Raw genomic sequence first — 6,885 nt, 5'->3', positions numbered from 1 at the left:
GTTTTCGCGCTGCCAGCGGCGCGCCCGCCGCAGAAGCTCGGTGATGTCGGCGACATCAATGTCGGCTGAGATGCTTTTGCCGAGCTGGCGGCTGAGCTCGGTGACCAAAACCCTCTGACGCTGGGCATAGGAAGCGCCTTGGTCGAACGGCATGCCGCTGGCAGCTTCATCGCGGGCCAGCAGTGTCGAATAGACATGGTGAATGCGCTGCGGCAGCGTGTCGGTCGCCTGGCGTTCTATTTTGAGGTTTTTCTCGACATAGGCGCATTCCTTCGCCAGTGCCGCTTCGACGTTGCCGGTGAAGGCAAGCTTCCAGACGACGGGCGCGATCCAGACCTTGAAATTGGAATCCGTGGCCCGACCGCGCTTGAGGGCTTCCAGTCCCATCTCGACGGCACCCGGCAGCAAAGACGCAACGACATTGGCATGCCAGCCGACGCCGCCTTCGGGATGCAGCAGCACGCCATGGCCTTTCAGGGCCCAGGCGATCGAGTGTTCCTTCGCTGCCCCGCTGTTGCCGGGAATCTGGGCGATCAGATTGTTGGCAAGCCAGAACTTCTGCATCAGCCGGCCAAGGCCGTTGACGACACCATTGGTCGCCCATGAGGCCGTGAGCGGGCTGACCTGCGACACGATTTCCTTGTCGATCATCCAGTCGGTGAAGAACTCGGGATGATTGGGTGTGATGAAGGTCGCCTTCCCTGCCCCGCAACTGGCCTTCAGCCGCTCAAGATCGGCGTCGGGAAAGTCGATATGGCGGACATTTGAGACGCCGCGCAGACCGGCCAGGCGATTGAACGGCAACAGATCCCGAAACCCGGGAATGCCGCGCAGCATGACGATCCGGTTGACGGATGTCATGGCCCTGATCAGTGCCGGGTTGGGCCGCGGCGCGACGAACGTATCGATCCTGCTCAAGCTGATCCCCCTCGCGCCTGGACGCTGGAAGAGGTTGAGAGACGATTGCGGCACGTTCAAGTCGTTCGTTACGACCACGCCGTGCCGTGGCAAATCAGCTGCCTAGACAGGCACTATTTGGCGGGACAAGGTTTTGTCTGGTCGAACAGCGACAGGTTGACCAGCTTGCCGGTCATCGAGAAGTCGCCATAGTCCATGACGAGATCGCGGGTGATGCCGTTCTCATGCAGCTTGAAGCTGATACGGTATTCCGGAACCTCTTCGCCGGTCTTGTTGGTGTCGTCGAAATAGGCGATGTCGACCGGCCAGTATTTGTCGGTGGCGAGCTTTGCCAGTGCCGAAGCTTCCGGGTCGGCCTTGTCGGCATCGGTTTTCTTGCCGACAACGACGGTGGTGGTCATCACCTTGTTGGCGTCTTCGGAACCGTCGAACAGGTTGGTTTCGTAAAAATTCTCGCCCTTTTCGGCCTTGCCGATCAGTTCGACCAGATGCTGGGTCGGGAATTGGGTTGTCGCGAGCTCGACGCTGTTCTTTTCAGGCTTGTCGATGTCGACCTTGAGGCCCTTGGTCTCTTTCGTGGCGATGCCCTTGACCTCCTTGTCGAGATTCTGGTCGACGAAGGACTTTGTCACGAACGAAAAGGTCTTGCCCTCGGCATCCTCGAAAGTGGTCGTCTGCTGGTCGGTCAACCTGGTGTTGTCGGCGGTGACGATCTGGGTGACGAATCGGAATTTCACCGTATAGCCTTCACAGGCCGAGCCATTGAACTCATAGACCATGCGGCCGGATATGCCCGTGATGCCGGACTGATCGGAAGCCTTTTTCAGGGTAAGATCGTAGACGGCGCGGTGGGCTTGCAGTGCCGGCGCTGCGAAGACAGGGCCTATCGAGAATATCCCCGACAACAGGACGGCATGGAATGCGAGGCGCGTTGCGCGCATGAGGTACTCCGATCGTCGCGACTGATGGCAGGCCGCAGGGAAAGATGGTCCAGCTTAAAAAAAGTCGTGGCGGAAGCGAGGCAAAAATAGCAATTTCGGCCCGGCCGGCGCGGCGTCACCAAGCAATAGGGAAATACCATGAGTGAAACAATCGAAAAGCGGCTAAGCGATCTGGGCGTGACGCTTCCCGTCGCCGCCGCGCCCGCCGCCAACTACGTGCCCTATTGCAGGACCGGCAATTTGCTGTTCACTGCCGGGCAATTGCCGCTCAAGGACGGCAAGCTGCAGGCGAGCGGGCTGCTCGGCCGCGACGTCGACACGGCAGGCGGCAAGGACGCGGCAAAATACTGCGCGATCAACATCCTGGCGCAGGCCAAGGCAGCACTCGGCGACCTCGAGAAGATCAGCCGTCTGGTGAAGATCACCGTTTTCGTCGCCTCGTCACCCGAGTTCGTCGAGCAGCATCTGGTTGCCAACGGCGCCTCCGATTTCCTGGTCGCCGCCCTTGGCGAGCGCGGCAAGCATGCACGCTCCGCCGTCGGCACGGCCTGCCTGCCGCTTAATGCCGCAGTGGAAATCGAAGCCATCTTCGAAGTCGCATGAGCCAGGGTACAGATATGACCGACCTATCCTGGCTGACCGCCCGGCCCGTTGCCCACCGCGGCTTCCACGACATGAACAAGACGCGCTGGGAAAACACGCTGTCGGCCTTTGCCGCAGCCGCCGAACGCGGCTACGCCATCGAATGCGACGTGCACCTGTCGTCCGACCGCGTTCCCGTCATCATCCATGACGGCGATCTCAAGCGCCTGACCGGCCAGGATGGTTTCGTCTGGCAGCGTACCGCAGCTGAACTCGCGGCGCTCAGGGTCGGTGGCACGGCGGACCATGTGCCGACGCTGCAGGAAGCGCTCGACCTGGTCGATGGCCGCGTGCCACTGGTCGTCGAGCTGAAAGGCACGCCCGGCTATGACGAAGGCCTGGTGGCAAGCGTCGGCAAGATGCTCAAGCGCTACAAGGGCAAGGCGGCGATCATGTCGTTCGACCATTGGCTGGTCCGCGATTTTCCAAAGGACGCGCCGGGTATCCCAGGGGGTCTCACCGCCTACGGCAAGGACGTCGGGTTGATCGAGGCGCATTTCGCCATGCTGGCGCATGAGATCGCCTTCACCTCCTACGCCGCCGGCGACCTGCCAAACCCATTTGTCAGCTTCGTGCGTGAAAGGCTGAAAATGCCTGTTATCACCTGGACGGTGCATGACCAGCCGGCGGTCGACCTGACCTTCAGATATGCCGATCAGATGACGTTCGAAGGGTTCGAACCCGATCTGGTCAAAGTCGCCTGAGTGTCTGAAACGTGACTTGCACCAGGCCGGACGGAGCTTAAATAAGCCTCATGGATCAGGGCGACGAGGGTGACGGACAAACGGCCAATGCGGACTATTCGATCCGCGTCGCCGCCGGCATCGGCGCCTTCACCTGTGATGAATGGAATGGCTTTGCGGGAACTGCGCGCGGCGATTTAGAAACCAGCTACAATCCTTTGGTTTCATTCGCTTTCCTGAGCGCCCTTGAGGATTCCGGATGCGCCGTGCGCCGCACTGGTTGGCAGGGCCACCATCTCAGGCTGGAGGATGGGCGGGGCAGATTGCTGGGCGCGGTGCCCTGTTATCTCAAATCGCACAGCCAGGGCGAATATGTGTTCGACCATGGCTGGTCGGATGCGTTCGAGCGCGCTGGTGGCCGCTACTATCCCAAACTGCAAAGTGCCGTGCCGTTCTCCCCGGTCACCGGCCCTCGCCTGCTGGTCACCAGGGGCGAGGACAGTGCCAAGGTGAAGGCCGGTCTCGCGGCGGGCCTGAAGGCGGTGACGCAAAAGCTCGGTGTCTCTTCCGCACATGTCACCTTCGCGCAAGAGAGCGATGTGGAGGTGCTGGAAGCAGCCGGTTTCCTGCACCGCACCGACCAGCAATTCCATTTCTTCAACGAAGGCTTTTCAACCTATGACGACTTCCTCGCCACCCTTGCCTCGCGCAAGCGAAAGGCGATGAAAAAGGAAAGGCGCGAAGCGCTTGCTCCAGGCATTTCAATCGACCGGCTGACCGGCAAGGACCTCACGGAGAAAGCCTGGGACGATTTCTTCGCCTTCTACATGGACACCGGCAGTCGCAAATGGGGCCGGCCCTATCTCAATCGTCAATTCTTCTCGATGATCGGCGAGCGCATGGCCGACGACATCCTGCTGGTGATGGCCAGGCGCAACGGGCGCTATATCGCCGGCGCGATCAATTTCATCGGCTCGGATACACTCTATGGCCGCAACTGGGGCTGCATCGAGGACCATCCCTTCCTGCATTTCGAGGTCTGCTATCACCAGGCGATCGACTTCGCCATCGAGCGCAAGCTCAAGGTGGTCGAGGCGGGAGCGCAGGGCGAGCACAAGCTGGCGCGCGGCTACCGGCCGGTGACCATGCATTCCGCGCACTACATTGCGCACCCAGGCCTGCGCAACGCCGTCGCCGACTATCTCCGGCGCGAACGGCAGGAGGTGGAGCGGATGAGCGAATATCTGGAAGAGCATACCCCGTTCCGCAAGGATCTCGAGGAGTAGCCCCGGTTGGCCGGCTGGGGGGCGACGATTATCTTGCCGAATTTCGACGCCTTCGCTACACGAAGGCACAATCCGGAGCGTTCGCCATGACCGAGGCCGCCTACGATACCGACAACATTTTCGCCAAGATCCTGCGCGGCGAAATTCCCTCGCACCGTGTCTACGAGGATGATGCGGTCATCGCCTTCATGGATGTGATGCCGCAGGGGCCCGGCCATACGCTGGTGGTGCCGAAAGCGCCGTCGCGCAACCTTCTCGATGCCGATCCGTCAATTTTCGGCCATCTCTTGAGCGCCGTTCAGAAAGTGGCGCTGGCGGTGAAAAAGGCCTTCGGCGCCGATGGCGTCACCGTCATGCAGTTCAATGAGCCGGCCTCGGGGCAGACCGTCTATCATCTGCATGTGCATGTCATTCCGCGCTTCGACGGCATCCCGCTGAAGCCGCACACGGGCGAGATGGAGAAGCCGGAGATTCTGGTCGGGAACGCCGAAAAGATACGGACTGCACTCAAAAATTGAGAGCGGGAGGTCCGCCAATGATGTGGTGGACCGGGTCGAGAATATCGGACTGACAAGCGCCGTTCAGTCCAGAAGCCGATTCTAATGCCCGGCCGTGCCCAGTGCCGACTCAACCGTTTGCAACTCTAATCGTCTGATTAGGAAATATCGAACCATCTCACGGTAAAATGCTAACGCGTGGCGAGCTGTGGGGCTTCAAAACCATGGAACATTCGGTTGCGGCATCGGCCCCACTGGCGGGGGCAATTGTCGAGCGTGCTTTTCTTGGCATCTTGGCGGATGGCTTTTGGCGACACCGGCTGCTGCACGCTATGGGTGCCGCTGCGCTGCTTCTGGCAAGCGCAGTCGGGTGGCACACTGGAAACATGCCGGATTTCGGCGTTCTGGAGGAATACGCTGAGTATCTTTTCATCGCCTTCTGGATTTGCGGCTCAGCCTTTGCACTTGGGACGCTTCTCCATCTTGCGCTGGTCCAGCGGGATACCGAACCGCTGCACACCTTCCTGAAGTCACTGGGTAGATTCGTTGGCGACGCCGAACGCATTGCCAACAGCCTGAATGGCCTGGGTGCGGGCCTTGCCTTCATATCCGCGATCGGTGTGTTGAAGGGAGCCATTGCAATCCTCTCTCCGTTTGCATGGGACAAGGCATTGGCTCAGGCCGACCGCATCCTGCATTTCGGTCGAGCCCCGCACGAATGGTTGTGGTTTATCGTCCAGTCGCCGCTTGCATTGAAGATCATCAACATAGCTTACAATTTCTGGTTCGTCGTGCTCATTACCGCGGTTTTCACCGTGTGCATCGCACGCAAGGATACGAAGCTGCGTCACCAGTTCCTGATGAGCTTCATGACGGTGTGGACCCTGGGTGGCTTCTTCCTCGCGATGGGCCTGTCGTCGGCTGGCCCTTGCTTTTACGAGCGATTGGGGTTCGGCAACGACTTTCACGCCCTCATGCAAGCACTCGCCACCGCCGATCGCATCTATCCAATCTGGGCGCTCAACACGCAGGATATGCTGTGGGGTGGCTACACCGGCGCAACTACCGGCAGCGTCGGTATATCCGCCTTCCCATCCCTGCACGTTGCGATGGCGGTGCTGTTCGCTCTCTATGCAACGCGGCGGTCTCGGCTGGCCGGTGTTGTGATGTGGTTATTCGCGGGCGTCATTATGGTCGGATCCGTCGTGCTTGGCTGGCACTATGCCGTGGATGGCTATGCGGGCGCATCCCTGATGGTCGCGATCTGGAAGGCGTGCGGATATTTGCTGACCCGTTTCGAGTCGGACAGCGCGGCCGCTGAGAGCTCCACCATGCAATCGCCGGCCCTTTGCGGGATGTAAATTCGCCGATCTGGACGAACTCGCCTGCGGCGGCATGCCGGTCAAAACGCCTAAAGGGCGGCGCTGGATGGGTTGGACAATTTCCGAAACGCTGTTCGATACGATCCTTGCCGAAGCTGCTCTGCGAGCGTGTCCGCGCATTGCCCAGGGCTCAGGAGCGACGTGTCGACTTCCAGATCGTACACGCCGGGCCGGTGCACCTCTTCCTGCCACAGGCGCGCCATCGGGCCGCAATCCCATCCCGGGTCGATAGCGCGGCGGCATGGCCTGCTCGCAAACGTCGACACCGAGATTGATCCAGACGCTATCGAAGCACTCCTGAACAGCCTTAGCGATGCTTGTTTTCCGATCGCGGCGCACCGTTCAGGATGATGATCTGGCCGATTATGCCTACCCTCGCTCCAATAAAAAAGCCCCGTTGCCGGGGCTTTCAGGCTGCTGACAAACCCCTGGCATTTGCCGGGGGTTTTTGATTCACTGGGTCATGTTGAAGCGACCCGCCCCTGAACAGACCGCGCTCGAGATGGTAACGCTGGATCAGTTGGTTCCGGCTGATC

Annotated in this window: 7 protein-coding genes and 1 pseudogene; 5 read left to right on the top strand and 3 right to left on the bottom strand. The window is 60.3% G+C overall.

The window, feature by feature from the left end:
- Together EN955_RS33075 and EN955_RS33070 are read right to left on the bottom strand one after the other, a co-directional pair.
- Positions 1-918, bottom strand: a 918-nt coding sequence (locus EN955_RS33075; protein WP_127223547.1) for a hypothetical protein, incomplete at its 3' end; no start/stop codon positions are given.
- Between the two features lie 113 nt (positions 919-1,031).
- On the bottom strand, positions 1,032-1,859 hold the full coding sequence (locus tag EN955_RS33070; RefSeq protein ID WP_013531768.1) for a cell envelope integrity EipB family protein: 828 nt from the start codon (positions 1,857-1,859) through the stop codon (positions 1,032-1,034).
- A 138-nt stretch (positions 1,860-1,997) separates the two neighbouring features.
- Here EN955_RS33070 and EN955_RS33065 point away from each other — a divergent pair, with 138 nt between their 5' ends.
- The 5 genes from EN955_RS33065 to EN955_RS33045 all read left to right on the top strand — a co-directional run bounded on the left by EN955_RS33065 (position 1,998) and on the right by EN955_RS33045 (position 6,328).
- Complete coding sequence (locus tag EN955_RS33065; protein WP_024503354.1) at positions 1,998-2,462, top strand: RidA family protein; 465 nt, start codon at positions 1,998-2,000, stop codon at positions 2,460-2,462.
- A 14-nt stretch (positions 2,463-2,476) separates the two neighbouring features.
- Positions 2,477-3,205: a glycerophosphodiester phosphodiesterase gene (locus EN955_RS33060; RefSeq protein ID WP_024503355.1), complete on the top strand. Its 729-nt coding sequence runs from the start codon at positions 2,477-2,479 to the stop codon at positions 3,203-3,205.
- A gap of 50 nt (positions 3,206-3,255) precedes the next feature.
- A complete protein-coding gene (locus EN955_RS33055; protein WP_024503356.1) occupies positions 3,256-4,470 on the top strand; it encodes a GNAT family N-acetyltransferase in 1,215 nt (404 codons plus the stop codon).
- 86 nt (positions 4,471-4,556) lie between these two features.
- Entirely contained in the window at positions 4,557-4,988 is a 432-nt protein-coding gene (locus EN955_RS33050) for an HIT family protein (protein ID WP_013531772.1), read from the top strand.
- A gap of 203 nt (positions 4,989-5,191) precedes the next feature.
- Positions 5,192-6,328 carry a phosphatase PAP2 family protein gene (locus EN955_RS33045; RefSeq protein WP_024503357.1) on the top strand — a complete coding sequence of 379 codons (1,137 nt, stop codon included), beginning with the start codon at positions 5,192-5,194 and terminating at the stop codon, positions 6,326-6,328.
- A gap of 50 nt (positions 6,329-6,378) precedes the next feature.
- Here EN955_RS33045 and EN955_RS33040 read toward each other — a convergent pair.
- Positions 6,379-6,716 (bottom strand): annotated as a pseudogene (locus tag EN955_RS33040) (hypothetical protein).
- Positions 6,717-6,885 lie beyond the last annotated feature (169 nt).

It is taken from the genome of Mesorhizobium sp. M7A.F.Ca.CA.001.04.2.1 (assembly GCF_003998485.1).
GTDB lineage: Bacteria > Pseudomonadota > Alphaproteobacteria > Rhizobiales > Rhizobiaceae > Mesorhizobium > Mesorhizobium ciceri.
The sequence above is the reverse complement of the archived record's forward strand: the minus strand, read 5'-3'. Positions and strand labels throughout refer to the sequence as shown.

What these genes read in the sequence shown, in the direction of transcription:
- EN955_RS33045 (WP_024503357.1), top strand. Translation starts at nt 5,192, where the DNA reads ATGGAACATTCGGTTGCGGCATCGGCCCCACTGGCGGGGGCAATTGTC.
- EN955_RS33055 (WP_024503356.1), top strand. Translation starts at nt 3,256, where the DNA reads ATGGATCAGGGCGACGAGGGTGACGGACAAACGGCCAATGCGGACTAT.
- EN955_RS33060 (WP_024503355.1), top strand. Translation starts at nt 2,477, where the DNA reads ATGACCGACCTATCCTGGCTGACCGCCCGGCCCGTTGCCCACCGCGGC.
- EN955_RS33050 (WP_013531772.1), top strand. Translation starts at nt 4,557, where the DNA reads ATGACCGAGGCCGCCTACGATACCGACAACATTTTCGCCAAGATCCTG.
- EN955_RS33065 (WP_024503354.1), top strand. Translation starts at nt 1,998, where the DNA reads ATGAGTGAAACAATCGAAAAGCGGCTAAGCGATCTGGGCGTGACGCTT.
- EN955_RS33070 (WP_013531768.1), bottom strand. Translation starts at nt 1,859, where the DNA reads ATGCGCGCAACGCGCCTCGCATTCCATGCCGTCCTGTTGTCGGGGATA.